At 42.6% G+C, this 16,142-nt stretch carries 22 protein-coding genes and 1 pseudogene; 14 read left to right on the top strand and 9 right to left on the bottom strand.

Going from position 1 to position 16,142, the window contains the following annotated elements; genetic code table 11:
• From HT687_RS09530 to HT687_RS09520, 3 genes and pseudogenes are all read left to right on the top strand, one after another.
• Positions 1-220: pseudogene (locus HT687_RS09530) on the top strand (IS630 family transposase); the annotation flags it as partial.
• Between the two features lie 227 nt (positions 221-447).
• Complete coding sequence (locus HT687_RS09525; RefSeq protein ID WP_031233760.1) at positions 448-1,233, top strand: DUF2785 domain-containing protein; 786 nt, start codon at positions 448-450, stop codon at positions 1,231-1,233.
• Positions 1,234-1,343: 110 nt separating this feature from the next.
• Positions 1,344-2,012 carry an aquaporin gene (locus tag HT687_RS09520; protein ID WP_023937259.1) on the top strand — a complete coding sequence of 223 codons (669 nt, stop codon included), beginning with the start codon at positions 1,344-1,346 and terminating at the stop codon, positions 2,010-2,012.
• Between the two features lie 171 nt (positions 2,013-2,183).
• On the opposite strand, the gene queF is transcribed toward HT687_RS09520, so the two are convergent.
• The 9 genes from queF to sstT all read right to left on the bottom strand — a co-directional run bounded on the left by queF (position 2,184) and on the right by sstT (position 8,098).
• Positions 2,184-2,675 (bottom strand): preQ(1) synthase, encoded by a 492-nt coding sequence (queF, locus tag HT687_RS09515; protein ID WP_023937257.1) that lies wholly within the window; start codon positions 2,673-2,675, stop codon positions 2,184-2,186.
• A 17-nt stretch (positions 2,676-2,692) separates the two neighbouring features.
• Complete coding sequence (queE, locus tag HT687_RS09510; RefSeq protein ID WP_023937255.1) at positions 2,693-3,409, bottom strand: 7-carboxy-7-deazaguanine synthase QueE; 717 nt, start codon at positions 3,407-3,409, stop codon at positions 2,693-2,695.
• On the bottom strand, positions 3,402-3,845 hold the full coding sequence (gene queD, locus HT687_RS09505; protein ID WP_023937253.1) for a 6-carboxytetrahydropterin synthase QueD: 444 nt from the start codon (positions 3,843-3,845) through the stop codon (positions 3,402-3,404). The genes queE and queD overlap by 8 nt, the downstream gene beginning before the upstream one ends.
• Positions 3,845-4,498 (bottom strand): 7-cyano-7-deazaguanine synthase QueC, encoded by a 654-nt coding sequence (gene queC, locus HT687_RS09500; protein ID WP_023937251.1) that lies wholly within the window; start codon positions 4,496-4,498, stop codon positions 3,845-3,847. The genes queD and queC overlap by 1 nt, the downstream gene beginning before the upstream one ends.
• Before the next feature lie 201 nt (positions 4,499-4,699).
• Complete coding sequence (gene trxA, locus HT687_RS09495) at positions 4,700-5,014, bottom strand: thioredoxin (RefSeq protein WP_023937249.1); 315 nt, start codon at positions 5,012-5,014, stop codon at positions 4,700-4,702.
• A 15-nt stretch (positions 5,015-5,029) separates the two neighbouring features.
• Entirely contained in the window at positions 5,030-5,251 is a 222-nt protein-coding gene (locus HT687_RS09490) for a DUF4649 family protein (RefSeq protein WP_000570250.1), read from the bottom strand.
• A 98-nt stretch (positions 5,252-5,349) separates the two neighbouring features.
• The gene (locus tag HT687_RS09485; RefSeq protein WP_031233758.1) at positions 5,350-5,730 is read right to left on the bottom strand and encodes a MarR family transcriptional regulator; all 381 of its coding nucleotides are present in this window, start codon (positions 5,728-5,730) and stop codon (positions 5,350-5,352) included.
• Between the two features lie 126 nt (positions 5,731-5,856).
• Positions 5,857-6,825, bottom strand: a complete 969-nt coding sequence (locus HT687_RS09480; RefSeq protein ID WP_023937243.1) for an aromatic acid exporter family protein — start codon at positions 6,823-6,825, stop codon at positions 5,857-5,859.
• Between the two features lie 67 nt (positions 6,826-6,892).
• On the bottom strand, positions 6,893-8,098 hold the full coding sequence (sstT, locus tag HT687_RS09475) for a serine/threonine transporter SstT (RefSeq protein ID WP_023937241.1): 1,206 nt from the start codon (positions 8,096-8,098) through the stop codon (positions 6,893-6,895).
• 138 nt (positions 8,099-8,236) lie between these two features.
• On the opposite strand from sstT, the gene HT687_RS09470 reads away from it, so the two are divergent.
• The 11 genes from HT687_RS09470 (at position 8,237) to HT687_RS09420 (ending at position 16,035) form a co-directional block, all read left to right on the top strand.
• Entirely contained in the window at positions 8,237-8,797 is a 561-nt protein-coding gene (locus HT687_RS09470; protein WP_001168882.1) for a mechanosensitive ion channel domain-containing protein, read from the top strand.
• Positions 8,798-8,854: 57 nt separating this feature from the next.
• Positions 8,855-9,763, top strand: coding sequence for a magnesium transporter CorA family protein (locus HT687_RS09465; protein ID WP_023937239.1), 909 nt, complete (start codon positions 8,855-8,857; stop codon positions 9,761-9,763).
• 14 nt (positions 9,764-9,777) lie between these two features.
• Entirely contained in the window at positions 9,778-10,305 is a 528-nt protein-coding gene (locus HT687_RS09460) for a YqeG family HAD IIIA-type phosphatase (protein WP_000963739.1), read from the top strand.
• 2 nt (positions 10,306-10,307) lie between these two features.
• On the top strand, positions 10,308-11,414 hold the full coding sequence (gene yqeH, locus HT687_RS09455; protein WP_000391176.1) for a ribosome biogenesis GTPase YqeH: 1,107 nt from the start codon (positions 10,308-10,310) through the stop codon (positions 11,412-11,414).
• Between the two features lie 212 nt (positions 11,415-11,626).
• Positions 11,627-11,938, top strand: coding sequence for a ribosome assembly RNA-binding protein YhbY (yhbY, locus tag HT687_RS09450; RefSeq protein ID WP_000060169.1), 312 nt, complete (start codon positions 11,627-11,629; stop codon positions 11,936-11,938).
• A 51-nt stretch (positions 11,939-11,989) separates the two neighbouring features.
• Positions 11,990-12,619 carry a nicotinate-nucleotide adenylyltransferase gene (locus tag HT687_RS09445; RefSeq protein ID WP_000151313.1) on the top strand — a complete coding sequence of 210 codons (630 nt, stop codon included), beginning with the start codon at positions 11,990-11,992 and terminating at the stop codon, positions 12,617-12,619.
• Complete coding sequence (gene yqeK / locus HT687_RS09440) at positions 12,619-13,212, top strand: bis(5'-nucleosyl)-tetraphosphatase (symmetrical) YqeK (protein ID WP_000121671.1); 594 nt, start codon at positions 12,619-12,621, stop codon at positions 13,210-13,212. Before HT687_RS09445 ends, yqeK begins: the two co-directional genes overlap by 1 nt.
• Positions 13,213-13,713 carry a cysteine hydrolase family protein gene (locus HT687_RS09435; protein WP_000844709.1) on the top strand — a complete coding sequence of 167 codons (501 nt, stop codon included), beginning with the start codon at positions 13,213-13,215 and terminating at the stop codon, positions 13,711-13,713. It begins immediately after the preceding gene.
• Between the two features lie 12 nt (positions 13,714-13,725).
• On the top strand, positions 13,726-14,079 hold the full coding sequence (gene rsfS / locus HT687_RS09430) for a ribosome silencing factor (protein WP_001002999.1): 354 nt from the start codon (positions 13,726-13,728) through the stop codon (positions 14,077-14,079).
• A gap of 108 nt (positions 14,080-14,187) precedes the next feature.
• Positions 14,188-14,928 (top strand): class I SAM-dependent methyltransferase, encoded by a 741-nt coding sequence (locus HT687_RS09425; protein WP_031233756.1) that lies wholly within the window; start codon positions 14,188-14,190, stop codon positions 14,926-14,928.
• Positions 14,929-14,937: 9 nt separating this feature from the next.
• On the top strand, positions 14,938-16,035 hold the full coding sequence (locus tag HT687_RS09420; RefSeq protein WP_000156344.1) for a nucleotidyltransferase: 1,098 nt from the start codon (positions 14,938-14,940) through the stop codon (positions 16,033-16,035).
• Positions 16,036-16,142 lie beyond the last annotated feature (107 nt).

Here is a 16,142-nt window from a genome sequence, read left to right as displayed (position 1 = left end):
TCATGTTATTATCATGGACAATGCTAGTTTTGATCCCAAGAACATTTTGGATGAACTCTGCATCCAAGATAAACACTTTTTCTTACCTCTACCGCCATATTCACCGGATTTGAATCCTATTGAGCAAGCTTGGGCTATCTTGAAAAAGAAAGTAACAGATTTATTAAGGGAAGTCCCAACTATTTTTGAATGTTTGGAACGCTTTTTTAAAACTAAATGACTATATAACTAGTTTTTCGCAATTTTTGAGACAGAAATGTGATTTTTGTGATAAAGTTCTATCATTACAAGTTCATTTGTGGTAATATGGAATAAATCATTTATGTATCCTTTCAGAAATGTACTGTTTCTCTGAATATAAATGTCTTTTTCTCTTTAACTTAATTTTACAAATTGCTAAAGTCATTTAAGGACAGCTTTTTGAACAGTTGCTAGAAATGTAGAGGTATTGACCATGTATCAAAAATAGCAGAAGAAAAACCAAGTTATAACCAGGAAGAAATCCAGTGGCTACTTGATCATTTGGGAGATCCTTCTCCAGAAATTCGTGATGACCTTGTTTTTACAAGCTTTGCTAGAGGGATTCAGGAAGAGCTATTTACACAGGAACAATTTCATTTCATTGCTGAAGGGATTTCATCTGATGGAGGGTTAGATAAAGATATTGATAAGGTAGGCCTGTCAACCCTTGAACGTTCTTTTAGGGCGCTTATTTATGCAAATCTCTTGTCTGCAGATGCCAACCAGCAATCGATTTTTTATCAGGAATTAAATGCAGGAATTCGTAATGTCCGTTTAAATCAAGGTTTGTATTATCTTTCAAAAGAAAAGGATACAACGGGTTTTTCAAGTCAGTATGGTTGGGTTCATGCTTTTGCACATGGAGCCGATTTACTGACAGAGATGGTTTGTCATCCCAACTTTCCTAAAAACAGAGTTCATGAAGTATTTGATATACTTGGCCAACTATTTAAAAGAGTTTCGATTCGCTTTACAGATGATGAGGATTGGCGTTTAGCAAGAGTGATCTATGAACCTATTTTACAAGGGAAGTTAGCGCAAGAGCAAGTAGCTTCTTGGATAAAAGCTGTTGACTTTCCGATAGAAGAAAGAGAAGATTTTTATAAATTTTCCAACTTAAGAGCCTGTCTGTTGGAAGTCTATGTTCAACTTGACCAGAGAAATAGTTTACAAGATGACTTGAAAGAAGCTATTCAATCTTTTCAATATTAGGTATTGCTAGTAGTTCTATGATTTTCAAAAAATTTCCAATCAATTTTCTTGAAACCCTTTCCCTCTTTTGATAGACTAGTATCTAGTTTTTGAAAAAAAGGAGAAAGAAAATGAAAAAAATTGTTGCTGAGTTAATCGGTACGTTCATGCTTGTGTTCGTCGGAACAGGAGCTGTTGTTTTTGGAAATGGTGTTGAAGGTCTTGGTCACCTAGGGATTGCCGTTGCCTTTGGTCTGGCAATCGTAGTTGCAGCCTACTCAATCGGAACTGTTTCAGGTGCTCACTTGAATCCAGCTGTTTCGATTGCTATGTTTGTTAACAAACGTTTGTCATCTTCAGAGCTTGTCAACTACATCCTTGGACAAGTAGTTGGAGCTTTCTTAGCATCTGCTTCTGTCTTCTTCCTCTTGGCTAACTCAGGTATGTCAACTGCTAGTCTTGGTGAAAATGCCTTGGCAAACGGTGTCACTGTCTTTGGTGGTTTCTTGTTTGAAGTCATCGCAACTTTCTTGTTTGTCTTGGTTATCATGACTGTGACTTCAGCAAGCAAGGGAAATGGCGCGATTGCTGGTTTGGTAATCGGTTTGTCCTTGATGGCGATGATTCTTGTCGGATTGAACATTACTGGGCTTTCAGTAAATCCAGCTCGTAGCTTGGCACCAGCTGTTTTGGTAGGTGGCGCAGCCCTTCAACAAGTTTGGATTTTCATCCTTGCACCAATCGTTGGTGGGGTTCTTGCAGCCCTCGTTGCAAAAAACTTCCTTGGAACAGAAGAATAATTGAAAAACAAAAAGCCTTGCTCCTCATCTTGAGGAACAGGGCTTTTTCGTATGATAATCTTCGAAAATCTCTTCAAACCACGTCAGATTCATTTACAACCTCAAAGCAGTGCTTTGAGCAAGCTGAGGCTAGCTTCCTAGTTTGCTTTTTGATTTTCATTGAGTATGAGTTTAACGGTTGTCAATTTTCTCTGGATAAAGGTCGTGTTGGAAGAGGCGTTGTTCTGCCAAGCCTTCATACTTAGTTCCTAGCTTACCGTAGTTGTAGTAGGGGTCGATTGAGATGCCACCGCGCGGAGTGAATTTTCCCCAAACCTCCAAATAGCGAGGGTCTAGCAAGTTGACCAAGTCTTTTCCGATGGTGTTGATACAGTTTTCGTGGAAATCTCCGTGATTTCGGTAACTAAAGAGGTAGAGTTTGAGGGATTTTGACTCGACACAGAGCTTGTCAGGGATGTAGGAAATATAAATCGTCGCAAAGTCTGGCTGAGCAGTGATTGGGCAAAGGGAGGTAAATTCAGGACAGTTAAATTTGATAAAATAGTCATTTTCTACATGACGATTGTCAAAGGATTCCAGGACTTCTGGTTGATATTCGAAAATGTAGTTGGTTTCTTTGTTGCCCAGTAGGCTTAGGTTTTTCATTTCTTCTTGTTGTGACATGATTTTTTCTTTCTAATTTAAACACCACGTTGGTTATCGTAGAGGAGGGTATGGAGTTGAGGAAGGACGCGGACATTGCCCCAGCTATCGTCGGCAGCGATGCGTTCCCAGAGTTCTTTGAGACGGTCCAGTTGATCTTGGATAATATTGCCTGTGGCCTTGGGCTCAGGATTTCCAGCCGATAAGAAGAGGACATCTGGTTGGTAGCGCTCTTGAATCCCTTTGGCAAAGGCCAAATCGGCATCGTCAAAGACAGGGATTTTAAAGGTGACCTTGTCTGGCTCTAGTTGGGAAACGATAAAGTCCAAGGTTTCAAAGTTGACTTCCATCTTGGATGAAGGAGGTTTGGGGCTCAGAGTGACCTGGTCGATGTCTTTCAACCAATTTTGCCAGCGAGAACCTTGAGTTTCAACAGCCAGAGTGACACCACGTTCCTTGAGTTTGGTTACTAGCTCAGCCATGTTGGTTGCTAGGATGGCAGGATTTCCCCCAGATAGGGTGACGTAGTCGTAGCTTCCTAGTTTGTCTAATTCAGCAATGACCTCGTCAGCTGTCATACGAGTTGGTTTTTCAGAGCCATCCCAAGTAAAGGCAGAGTCGCACCAGTCGCAGTGGTAGTCGCAACCAGCAGTGCGGACAAACATGGTTTTCTGCCCGATTGCACGGCCTTCGCCTTGAAAGGTTGGGCCAAAAATTTCTAGAACTGGTAGTTTGAGGACACGTTCCCTAGTCATCTAACCACTCCCGTCTAAACTCCGCAAAGGCAGTCGGAGTCTCATAGAGGCGAACGTATTCCAAACGGAGACCACGTTCGTCTGGTAACTCTTGACTCATGGTTTGGAAAATCCAGTAAACCATATTTTCAGCAGTCGTGTTCATATAGGGAAGAGTTTCATTGAGATAGCGATGATCCAAGTGGGGCTCTAAGTAGTTCTTGTATATAGCTTTGATGTCTCCGAAATCGTAGGTCATGCCCCGTTCATCTAAAAATCCACTGACAGCAATCTGCAGATGATAGGTGTGGCCGTGCAGGGACTTGCATTTTCCCTCATAGTGAAAGAGGTGATGGGCAGCATCGAAGGTAAATTCTTTTGATACCAAGGTTCTGTGTGGATTGTAGACAAGAGACTCCCCAGTTTCTCGTTTGATTTCTTTGGGTGCAAAAAACATTAGGCTTCTCCTTTCTGTGAGAGATAAACATCTAAACCATGTTGACGTAGGTGGCAGGCTGGACAATCTCCACAGCCACTTCCGATAATCCCGTTGTAGCAGGTTAAGGTCTTTTCACGAACATAGTCAAAGGCACCGAGTTGGTCGGCTAATTCCCAAGTTTCAGCCTTGTCTAGCCACATGAGAGGTGTTTGGATAACGAAGTCGTAATCCATGGCAAGGTTGAGGGTAACATTAAGGGATTTGACAAAGACATCTCGACAATCGGGGTAGCCTGAGAAGTCTGTCTCGCAGACACCTGTCACGATATCTTTAATACCTCGTTGCTTAGCAAGGACTGCCGCAAAGGACAGAAAGAGGTGGTTGCGACCGTCAACGAAGGTATTGGGAACCTCTCCCTCTTTTTGCTCGATTTCCATATCAGAGGTCAGGGCATTTTCAGTGATTTGCCCCAGCAGAGACATATCTAGGATATGATGACGAATCCCCTGTTCCTTAGCGATTTCTCTAGCAACTTGAATTTCGAGGTGATGGCGTTGGCCGTAGGCAAAGGTAACGGCTTCGACCGTTTCATAGTGTTCTTTAGCCCAAAAGAGGCAGGTTGTAGAATCTTGACCGCCACTAAAGACGACCAAGGCTGATTGACGTTTCATAGTACTCCTTCCAAAATGGGAAATGTTTAGAGCACGCAAAAAGCTCCCATGAGGGAGCTAAAAAATACCAAATCGAGGTTTTTTTTAGCGATGGCGTGTCCCAAACATCGTGATATTCTACCTATAGTCTAGCATATTTTTTGAAAAATGGCAAAGGGCAAGAAAAAAGAGACCAAAGCAAGTACTTGGTCTCTCGTGTGATTAGCTCAATTCAGTAACGATGGCCTTGATTTGTTCTGCTGTGTGAACACCAGCAACTTGTTTGACCACTTGGCCGTCTTTTTTGAAGAGAAGAGTTGGGATAGACATGATTCCAAAAGCACGAGCTGTGTTTGGATTTTCATCAACGTCCATTTTAACGATTTTCAAAACATCTTCTGAAAGTTCTTCAGACAATTTATCCAAGATTGGGCCTTGCATACGACATGGACCACACCAAGTTGCCCAGAAGTCTACTAAGACCAAACCGTCTTTTGTTTCTTGTTCGAATGTTGCATCTGTAATTGCTTTTGCCATTGTATTTCTCCTTTTTTAGTTATATTGGCTTAAATCTTGTTTCTTGAGATAGAAGAAGATATCTCCATAAGTCCCATGGTAGTCCAAATCATGACCGTTGTAGGTTAATTTTTGGACAGGGTAGTAGTCTGCGACGCCGATAAGGCAAGCTTGTTGCGAACGATCAAAGTCATCATAAGATTCGAAAGTTACAGTTCTTTCGTTCTTGCTGGCATCTAGATAGGTAATTTCAATCATTTTAAAAACTCCTTTGTTTAATGATGATTTTATTTTACTCCTTGTAAAAGAGAATGTCAAGGAAAATGATTGCGCACGCAACTTTTTCTAAAATCATCTTAAATCAAGAAGTCTAAACTAGTTTCCAAGCTTGCTTCGACAGCCTTTTGTAGCGAGGCAAGTGTCTTTTGTCCATCACTTGTCAGGCAGATAAAACTAGAGCGTCGATCTTGATGGCAACACATGCGACTAAGTAGACCGCAATTTTTAGCTTCCAAGCGAGCCACCATCCGAGAAACAGCGCTCGGGCTCAGATGAAGTTTATCTGGCAGGTCAATCTGGCGTAGAGATTTTTCTTGAGCCAAGTCCAGATAGTAGAGCAGGTAGAACTCTTTCAAGGTCAGACTTTGCTCGCTCTGCTGGGCAATAGTCTCTTCCAAGAGACTTTCAATTTCTTTCTGACGCCGATTGAAGTCAAACCATTTTTCCAAGTAGGTCATAGTATCTCCTTTCTTTTTAGAGTTGTAAATAGAAGAGAGTCCATTCATGGACAATCTCTGTATCACAAGATGATTGCGCATGCAATAATTATACTACTTTTCAAGAATGCTGGCAAGTTCTGTTTTTTAGTGGTTTTCTTTTTTACTGTCCATATTTTTGTAAAAATCAACTTTTACTTGGATGAAGGTTTTGGCTTCACGTAGGAGTTGAAGAAGGGTAGCGCGGGTTTCAAATTCTTCTCTTGTCTTGGGCAGACTGCGGTTTCGGAAGACTTCCAGATAGCGTTCGATTTCATCTAGCAAATCAGAAGCAGGATTGGTCTGGCTCAGTTGACCTGCAATTTTTGAAAAGAGTTGAGCCAAAATCAGGCTCTCACTGGCAGCTAGGTGACAGGTGTTGATTTGCTGGGCCATATTTCGCAGGATACGACTTTGTAGCTGTCTCATCTCAAAGTAGTGAATATGGTAATCAGTCTGGTGAAAGAGGTGGTCTGAGTGATCCAAATAGACCAGTCTGAGGGCTTCTTCCAAAAGGGTGTCCAATTCTTCCACCAGCTGTGCTCGGTTGCGTCCATCCCCTCTGGATAAATAATATTTGAAGCGTAGGAGGATGTCTTTTAACTTTTCTTCTACCAATGTGTGGTAGTGATGAATTTCCTCTTCTCGTGAAGGCATGTAGAGATTGACCAGTAAAGCAAATCCTGTACCGATAGCAAAGAGAAAGAATTCATTGACTAGAAGGTCTGGAGAGGTTGACTCTTGTACCAAGAGATGGCTAACCAAAACAGTGCTTGGTGTGATGCCAATTTCCCAGCCCATCTTGTAAGCTAGAGGCACATAGAAGGCAAGATAGAGACCAAGGCTCCAGATATGAAATCCGCTCAAGTGAAAAGCTAGAACACCGATAGCCAGAGCTAGGAGCATGGAAAAGAGGCGATTGCGAGCCAGTTTTAAAGTACTTCTACGCGTATCAGATAGGCTCAAGAGAGCGATAATTCCAGCCGAAATTGCTGAGGAAAGATTGAGAAAATAAGCAAGAAAACAGGCAAGACAGGTAGCTAAGATGAGCTTGGTCGTACGTTGGCTAATAGACATAAGAGTTTCCTAATAAGTTAGAATAAAAGCGTAAAAGACAAGACCTGAGCAGGCTTGCCTTTATGAGTTATTTTTTACGGGCTGCTGTGTATTCGGCAACGGCAGTAAAGAGGACGTCTGTAGAAGAGTTAAGGGCTGTTTCACATGAGTCTTGGATGACCCCAATCACAAATCCAACCCCAACAACTTGCATGGCAATATCGTTAGAAATACCGAAAAGGCTACAAGCAACTGGGATAAGAAGGAGGGAACCTCCCGCAATACCAGAAGCACCGCAGGCTGAGATAGCTGCTACCACACTGAGGACAAAGGCTGTGGCAAAGTCAACAGGGATTCCAAGAGTGTTTACCGCAGCAAGGGTCAAAACGTTAATGGTAATCGCTGCTCCAGCCATGTTGATAGTAGAGCCAAGTGGGATAGAAACAGAATAGGTATCTGGGTTGAGTCCAAGGTCATGGCAGAGTTTCATGTTGACAGGAATGTTAGCCGCAGAACTACGAGTGAAGAAGGCTGTCACACCGCTGACACGGAGGCAGTTCCAAACTAGAGGGTAAGGGTTGCGTCTCATAAAGAAGAAGGCAATCAAAGGGTTGACCACAAGGGCAACAAAAAGCATAGTCGTTACTAATAGAACCAATAAAATACCGTAGTTGGCAAGGCTTCCGATTCCCTTGTCAGAAATGGTTTTAAAAACAAGACCAAGGATTCCAAATGGAGCCAGATTGATGATCCATTCGACAATTTTAGAAGTCACGTCAGCGATAGTTTTTAGTAATTCTTTACTATTTTTGCTGGCCTCTCTCATAGCAATTCCAAAAATGACTGCCCAAGATAAGATTCCAATATAGTTAGCAGTAAGCAGGGCGTTGACTGGATTGTCAACCAGTTTGAGCAAGAGGTTGCTGAGGACCTGTCCAATCCCATCTGGTGGAGCAATATCGGTATTAGCACTATTTAGGGTGATTTCAATAGGGACGATGAAACTTGCTAGTACAGCTACAAGAGCAGCGGCAAAAGTTCCTAGGATATACAAGAAAACAACAGTTTTCATATTGCTATCTTGTCCCTTTTGATGTTGGGAAAGGGCATTAGCAACGAGAGCAAAGACTAGGATAGGAGCAACAGCTTTTAGACCTCCAACGAATAAATCCCCGAGTAGCCCAATTCCTGAGAGATTAGGAAGGGTCAGTCCTAGAATTCCCCCACAAAGCATACCAATCAAGATACGCTTGACAAGGCTTGCCTTGTTCCAAGCATGAATGATTCTTTTCATAATAATCTCCTTTCTGTGTAGTGATTATGATTATAGTATAAACGATAGACAAAATCAAGAATTTTCTGTCTATTTTTTGAATATTTATGGATAATGAGACTGATGAAAATATGGTATAATGAAATAAAGGAGTTTTATATGCAAAAATTTATTCAAGCTTATATTGAAAAGCTAGATGTGACAACCATTATCGAAAATATTCTAACCAAGGTCATTTCTCTTTTACTGCTTTTGATTGTATTTTATATTGCTAAAAAAATGCTTCATACCATGGTGCAGAGAATTGCCAAACCTTCTCTAAAAATGTCTCATCATGATGTCGGGCGCCAGAAAACCATCTCACGTTTGTTAGAAAATGTGTTTAATTATACGTCATATTTCTTTTTACTCTACTGTATTTTATCGATTTTAGGCTTACCTGTATCTAGCTTGCTGGCTGGGGCTGGAATCGCTGGGGTGGCGATTGGGATGGGAGCCCAAGGTTTTCTGTCTGATGTCATCAATGGCTTTTTCATCCTTTTTGAACGTCAACTGGATGTGGGAGATGAGGTTGTTCTGACCAACGGCCCCATTACTGTATCGGGTAAGGTTGTCAGTGTGGGAATTCGTACGACACAGCTTCGTAGCGAGGAGCAAGCTCTTCACTTTGTTCCGAACCGAAATATCACGGTTGTTAGCAATTTCTCACGCACGGACTAGACCTGTTATTTTAAGTAATTTGTGGTACAATAGAGGGAGTTTAATAAAGGAGAAAAGATGGTTTTAGAAAAGCAGTTGGGCAATGGTTGTACCTGGATAAACCTAGACCTCGGAAAGTTGAATAAACTAGAAGACCTTTCTGAAATCTACGGCTTGGACAAGGAAACCATTGAGTACGCACTGGATAGGAATGAGCGTGCCCACATGGACTACCACCGTGAAAGTGGGACGGTTACCTTTATCTATAATGTCCTAGATGTGAAAAAGGACAAGGCCTACTATGAGACTTTTCCCATGACCTTTATCGTGGAGCATCGTCGCCTGATTACCATTAGTAATACCAAGAACGCCTATGTCATTGAACAAATGACCCGTTATCTGGAGAGTCATGACACGCTTTCGATCTACAAGTTTCTCTTTGCCAGTCTGGAAATCATCAGCAATGCCTACTACCCTGTCATCGAGCAGATGGATAAGAGTAAGGACGAGGTCAATGGTCTCTTGCGTCAGCGAACAACTAAGAAAAATCTTTTTGCCCTTTCCGACTTGGAGACGGGTATGGTTTATCTTACTGCGGCTGCTAAACAAAATCGGATTTTGTTGGAGCATATTCAAGGTCATGCCTTGTATCGTAGTTTTGATGAGATTGAGAGAGAACAGTTTGATGATGCCATGATTGAGGCTCATCAGCTGGTATCCATGACAGACCTAATCTCTCAGATTTTACAGCAACTTTCAGCCTCTTACAACAATATTCTAAACAATAATCTGAATGATAATTTGACAACCTTGACTATCATTTCAGTCTTGCTAGCTGTTTTGGCAGTCGTGACAGGCTTTTTCGGAATGAATGTTCCCCTACCTCTAACAGATGAGCCCCATGCTTGGCTCTACATCAGTATAGCTAGTGCAGGGTTATGGATTGTTTTATCCTTGTTACTAAGGAAAATTGCGAAAAAAAGTTAAGAAAAGGAGCCAGAATGGCGATTGAAAACTACATGCCAGATTTTGCTGTGGAAGCAGTCTATGATCTGACAGTCCCAAGCCTGCAGGCGCAGGGAATCAAGGCTGTTTTGGTCGATTTGGACAATACCCTTATTGCTTGGAACAACCCTGACGGGACACCAGAGATGAAGCAATGGCTACATGACCTTCGGGACGCGGGCATTCGCATTATCGTAGTGTCAAATAACACCAAAAAACGCGTCCAACGAGCAGTTGAGAAGTTTGAGATTGACTACGTTTATTGGGCTCTAAAGCCCTTCACATTTGGGATTGACCGTGCCATGAAGGAATTTCACTATGAGAAAAGCGAAGTGGTCATGGTTGGCGACCAGCTCATGACAGATATACGAGCAGCCCACCGTGCAGGCATTCGCTCGATTTTAGTCAAACCCTTGGTCCAACATGACTCGATTAAAACGCAGATTAACCGAGCTCGTGAGCGTCGTGTGATGCGAAAAATCACTGAAATGTACGGACCGATTACATATAAAAAAGGAATTTAACTATGGAAGAAATTCTCTGTATTGGTTGTGGAGCAACCATTCAGACGACAGATAAGGCTGGTCTGGGTTTTACCCCTCAGTCGGCACTTGAAAAAGGATTGGAGACTGGCGAAATCTATTGCCAACGCTGTTTCCGTCTCCGCCACTACAATGAAATCACGGATGTTCAATTGACAGACGATGATTTCCTAAAACTCTTGCACGAGGTAGGAGACAGTGATGCCCTGGTGGTTAATGTCGTTGATATCTTTGACTTTAATGGCTCTGTCATCCCAGGCTTGCCACGTTTTGTCTCGGGCAATGATGTCCTCCTGGTTGGAAATAAAAAAGATATCTTGCCCAAGTCTGTTAAACCAGGCAAGATTAGCCAGTGGCTCATGGAACGTGCCCACGAAGAAGGTCTCCGTCCAGTTGATGTCGTCCTAACTTCAGCCCAAAACAAGCATGCCATTAAGGAAGTCATTGACAAGATTGAACACTACCGTAAGGGCCGTGATGTCTATGTCGTTGGGGTAACTAACGTTGGAAAATCAACCCTAATCAATGCTATTATCCAAGAAATCACGGGTGACCAGAATGTCATTACGACTTCGCGCTTCCCAGGAACAACCTTGGACAAGATCGAGATTCCGCTTGACGACGGATCTTATATCTACGATACGCCGGGGATTATCCACCGTCACCAGATGGCTCACTATTTGACGGCTAAAAACCTCAAGTATGTTAGTCCTAAAAAGGAAATCAAGCCTAAAACCTATCAGCTCAATCCTGAACAAACCCTGTTTTTAGGTGGTCTCGGACGCTTTGATTTCATTGCGGGTGAAAAGCAAGGATTCACAGCCTTCTTTGACAATGAATTGAAACTCCACCGTACTAAGCTTGAAGGTGCTAGTGCCTTTTACGACAAGCATCTTGGAACCCTTTTAACCCCACCAAATAGCAAGGAAAAAGAAGATTTTCCAAAATTGGTCCAACATGTCTTTAATATCAAGGACAAAACTGACCTAGTCATCTCAGGACTCGGCTGGATCCGCGTAACAGGCACTGCCAAAGTCGCCGTCTGGGCACCAGAAGGCGTCGCAGTCGTCATACGAAAAGCAATTATTTAAACACAGAAAGGAAAGGGTTGTCTTTATTAAGGCGAGCGTTGCGAGCCCGTAGAGAATACTTTTCGCCGTGGTGTCAGTTGGTACAAGTGATTGTACCAACTGCGGGAAATTTGAGACCATAGGCTCAAATTTTAGTCATGAAAGCCCGAAGGACTTTGCTAACGTCCGCCACCACTTTAGAAAAGTATAAAAAGAAACTCTTTTAAGAAATTATGTCATTAACATCAAAACAACGTGCCTTCCTCAACAGTCAGGCACACACCCTCAAACCCATCATCCAAATTGGAAAAAATGGTCTCAACGACCAAATCAAAACCAGCGTTCGTCAAGCACTTGATGCACGCGAATTGATTAAAGTAACGCTCTTGCAAAATACAGATGAAAATATCCACGAAGTAGCTGAAATTTTGGAAGAAGAAATCGGTGTGGATACAGTCCAAAAAATCGGACGCATCTTGATTTTGTTTAAACAATCTAGCAAGAAAGAAAATCGCAAGATTTCTAAGAAAGTCAAAGAAATCTAAGACCGAAACTCCAAATAACTGTTTTTATAGAGAAATAAAGGGGACTAGCCTATGACAATCGAACTATTGACTCCCTTTACCAAGGTAGAGTTGGAGCCAGAAATCAAGGAGAAAAAACGCAAACAAGTTGGGATTTTAGGGGGGAATTTTAACCCTGTTCACAATGCCCATCTCATTGTTGCGGATCAAGTACGGCAACAGTTGGGACTGGATCAAGTTCTTCTCATGCCTGAATACCAACCTCCTCACGTTGATAAAAAGGAAACCATCCCTGAACACCATCGTCTCAAGATGCTTGAGTTGGCAATTGAGGGAATTGACGGCCTAGTCATTGAAACCATTGAGTTGGAGCGCAAGGGTATTTCCTACACCTACGACACCATGAAGATTTTGACAGAGAAGAATCCAGATACGGATTATTACTTTATCATCGGTGCCGACATGGTTGACTATCTGCCTAAGTGGTACCGAATTGATGAACTGGTTGACATGGTTCAGTTTGTGGGGGTTCAGCGTCCACGCTACAAGGTAGGGACTTCCTATCCAGTTATCTGGGTGGACGTACCGCTCATGGATATCTCGTCCAGCATGGTGCGGGACTTCCTTGCCCAAGGTCGGAAACCCAACTTTCTCCTACCTCAGCCAGTGCTAGACTACATCGAGAAGGAGGGGCTCTACTGATGTCCTATCAAGACTATATCAACTGCTCCCGTGAGGCCTTGTTGGAAAAAATGGTAGAGTTTCTACCTGAAAAACGCTTAACCCATTGCTTGGGTGTGGAGCGTGCCGCTATGGAATTAGCTCAGCGCTTTGGTGTAGATGTTGAGAAAGCAAGTCTAGCAGGTCTTCTTCATGACTATGCTAAAAAGTTGTCAGATCAGGAATTTCTAGCCTTGATTGACCGTTACCAGCTAGACCCTGACCTCAAAAACTGGGGCAATAATGTCTGGCATGGTATGGTCGGAATTTACAAAATTCAGGAAGATTTGGATTTGCATGATTCTGAAATTCTGCGAGCCATTGAAATTCATACAGTCGGAGCTGGTCAAATGACAGACCTAGATAAGGTCATCTACGTCGCAGACTATATCGAGCACAATCGAGCCTTTCCTGGAGTAGATGTGGCGCGTGAGATTGCAAGTCTATCGCTCAATAAGGCGGTGGCCTACGAAACAGCTCGTACCGTGGAGTATCTAGCTCATCAGGGATTCCCCATCTATCCCCAAACCCTTGAAACCTATAACGCCTTTGTGCACTATTTGAAAGAGGACTAAATGAAGACGGCTTTTATAATCATTGATGTTCAGAATGTTTTAGTAGAAACTGGGTTCCAGACAAAAAGTCTATTGGAAAAAATTTCTTATTTACAAAACCAGGCTAGAAGCAAGAATATTGAAATTATCTATGTTCAACATATTGAGAACTCTGAAGCTCAAACATCAGAAGATTGGCAGTTATCTGCGCTTTTAAATCGAAAACCTGCTGAAAAGGTCTTTCAGAAGAAATATAACAGTATTTTCAAAGAAACTGGCTTAAAAAAATACTTGGATAAGCAGGGGATTGAAAAATTAGTTTTATGTGGTATGCAGACAGAATATTGTGTGGATACCTCTGTCAAGGTTGCCTTTGAATATGGCTATCAGCTTATTGTTCCAGAAGGTGCTGTCACAACCTTTGATGGGGATGACATTCCAGCAGAAACGATTAATGAATTTTATGAGGACATTTGGGAGGAGCGCTTTGCAGATGTTCTAGATTACAAACATATTTTCTAAAAAGAGGATTAAATGAACGAAAAAGAATTACTAGAACTAGTCGTGAAAGCGGCTGATGAGAAACGTGCGGAGGATATCCTCGCACTTGATGTACAAGATTTGACTAGTGTGACGGACTACTTTGTCATCACTAGCTCAATGAATAGCCGTCAGTTGGACGCTATCGCAGCTAATATCCGTGAAAAAGTAGCTCAAGCAGGCTTTAAAGGTAGCCATGTCGAAGGCGATGCAGCTGGAGGCTGGGTCTTACTGGACATCGGTGCTGTTGTCGTGCATATCTTTTCAGAAGAAATGCGTGCCCATTATAATCTAGAGAAGCTATGGCATGAGGCGAATTCAGTAGATATTTCAGAAGCTCTTGCTTAGAAGATGAACTCAGTTGTAGTCAACTGGGTTTCTTTGCTTATTTTAGAAAAATTGATAGAAAGGTAAAGGGCTAGTGGTGTTTACCATGGAGCTCTTAGTATCATGATTATGGCGACTTATGAAACCTTTGCGGCGGTCTATGATGCGGTCATGGATGACAGTTTATACGACAAATGGACTGATTTTTCTCTGCGTCATTTGCCTAAGACCAAGGAGAGAAAGAAACTCTTGGAATTGGCTTGTGGGACAGGAATTCAATCAGTGCGCTTCTCTCAGGCTGGTTTTGATGTGACTGGACTTGACTTGAGTGCGGATATGTTGAAGATTGCGGAGAAGAGAGCAACTTCAGCCAAGCAAAAGATTGCTTTTATAGAAGGTAATATGCTGAATTTGTCCAAGGCAGGGAAATACGATTTTGTCACGTGTTATTCGGACTCTATCTGCTATATGCAGGATGAGGTGGAAGTAGGGGACGTCTTTAAGGACGTGTACAATGCGCTGAATGAAGAGGGAGTTTTCATCTTTGACGTGCACTCGACCTACCAGACAGATGAAGTATTCCCTGGCTATTCCTACCATGAAAATGCGGAAGATTTTGCCATGCTTTGGGATACATATGAGGACGAAGCTCCTCACTCCATCGTGCATGAGCTGACTTTCTTTATCAAGGAGGCTGACGGTTCTTTTAGTCGCCACGATGAAGTACATGAGGAGAGGACTTATGAGATCTTGACCTATGATATCTTGCTGGAACAGGCTGGTTTCAAGTCCTTCAAACTCTATGCAGACTTTGAGGATAAGGAACCAACAGAAACTAGCACCCGTTGGTTTTTTGTGGCGCAGAAGTAGGAGAACATCATGACCATCACAGGTATTATCGCAGAGTTCAATCCTTTTCATAATGGCCATAAATACCTGCTGGATCAGGCAGAGGGACTGAAAATTGTTGCCATGTCAGGGAATTTCATGCAGCGTGGAGAGCCTGCTATTGTGGATAAGTGGACAAGGGCCCAGATGGCGCTGGAAAATGGCGCAGACTTGGTAGTGGAATTGCCCTTTTTAGTCAGTGTTCAGGCAGCTGATTTCTTTGGTCAAGGAGCTGTGGATATCTTGGATCGCTTGGGCATTGATAGTCTAGTTTTTGGGACAGAGGAAGTTCGAGATTATCAGAAAATCGCTGACTTATACACAGAGAAAGGTGCTGAGATGGAGAAATTTGTGGAAAATCTGCCTGATTCCCTTTCCTATCCCCAGAAAACCCAATCTATGTGGAAGGAATTTGCTGGTCTTGATTTTTCAGGTAATACCCCCAATCATGTTCTTGCTCTGGCCTATGCAAAGGCGGTTGCAGGACGAAATATCAAGCTGCATACGATTCAGCGTCAGGGGGCAGGTTACCATTCTGTGAATAAAGATGTGGACTTTGCCTCGGCGACAGCCCTCCGTCAACATCAGAAGGACCAAGATTTCTTAGAACGCTTTATGCCTTCTGTTGCCCTATTTGAGCAGGCCAGTAAGGTGATCTGGGAAGACTATTTTCCCTTGCTCCGCTATCAAATCTTGTCAAATCCCGACCTAACCACCATCTATCAGGTCAATCAAGAAATGGCTGTGCGCATTAAAGAAGCTATTAAACCAGCCCAGTCTGTAGAAGAGTTGGTCGAGGCGGTTGCGACCAAACGTTACACCAAGGCGCGTGTCAGACGCCTATTGACCTATATTTTGGTGCAGGCTAGAGAAAATGTCTTGCCAGAAGCCATTCATGTCCTTGGATTTACTGAAAAAGGCAGGCAACATCTCAAGTCTCTGAAAGGACAGGTCAATCTAGTCAGCCGAATTGGCAAAGAACCTTGGGATGCTATGACCCAAAAAGCAGACCAGATTTACCAACTAGGAAAGCCAAGTATAGCAGAGCAAAATTTTGGAAGAGTGCCGATTAGAATAGAAACAAGCTAAGTCTACCGAAAGGTAGGCTTTTTGAGATTTTTTACGAATAATACTCTTCGAAAATCAAATTCAAATCGCGTCAACGTCGCCTTGCCGTATATATGTTACTGACTTCG

Source organism: Streptococcus sp. 1449 (assembly GCF_013276805.1).
Taxonomy (GTDB): domain Bacteria; phylum Bacillota; class Bacilli; order Lactobacillales; family Streptococcaceae; genus Streptococcus; species Streptococcus pseudopneumoniae.
This window is presented reverse-complemented; position numbering and strand designations above follow the sequence as displayed.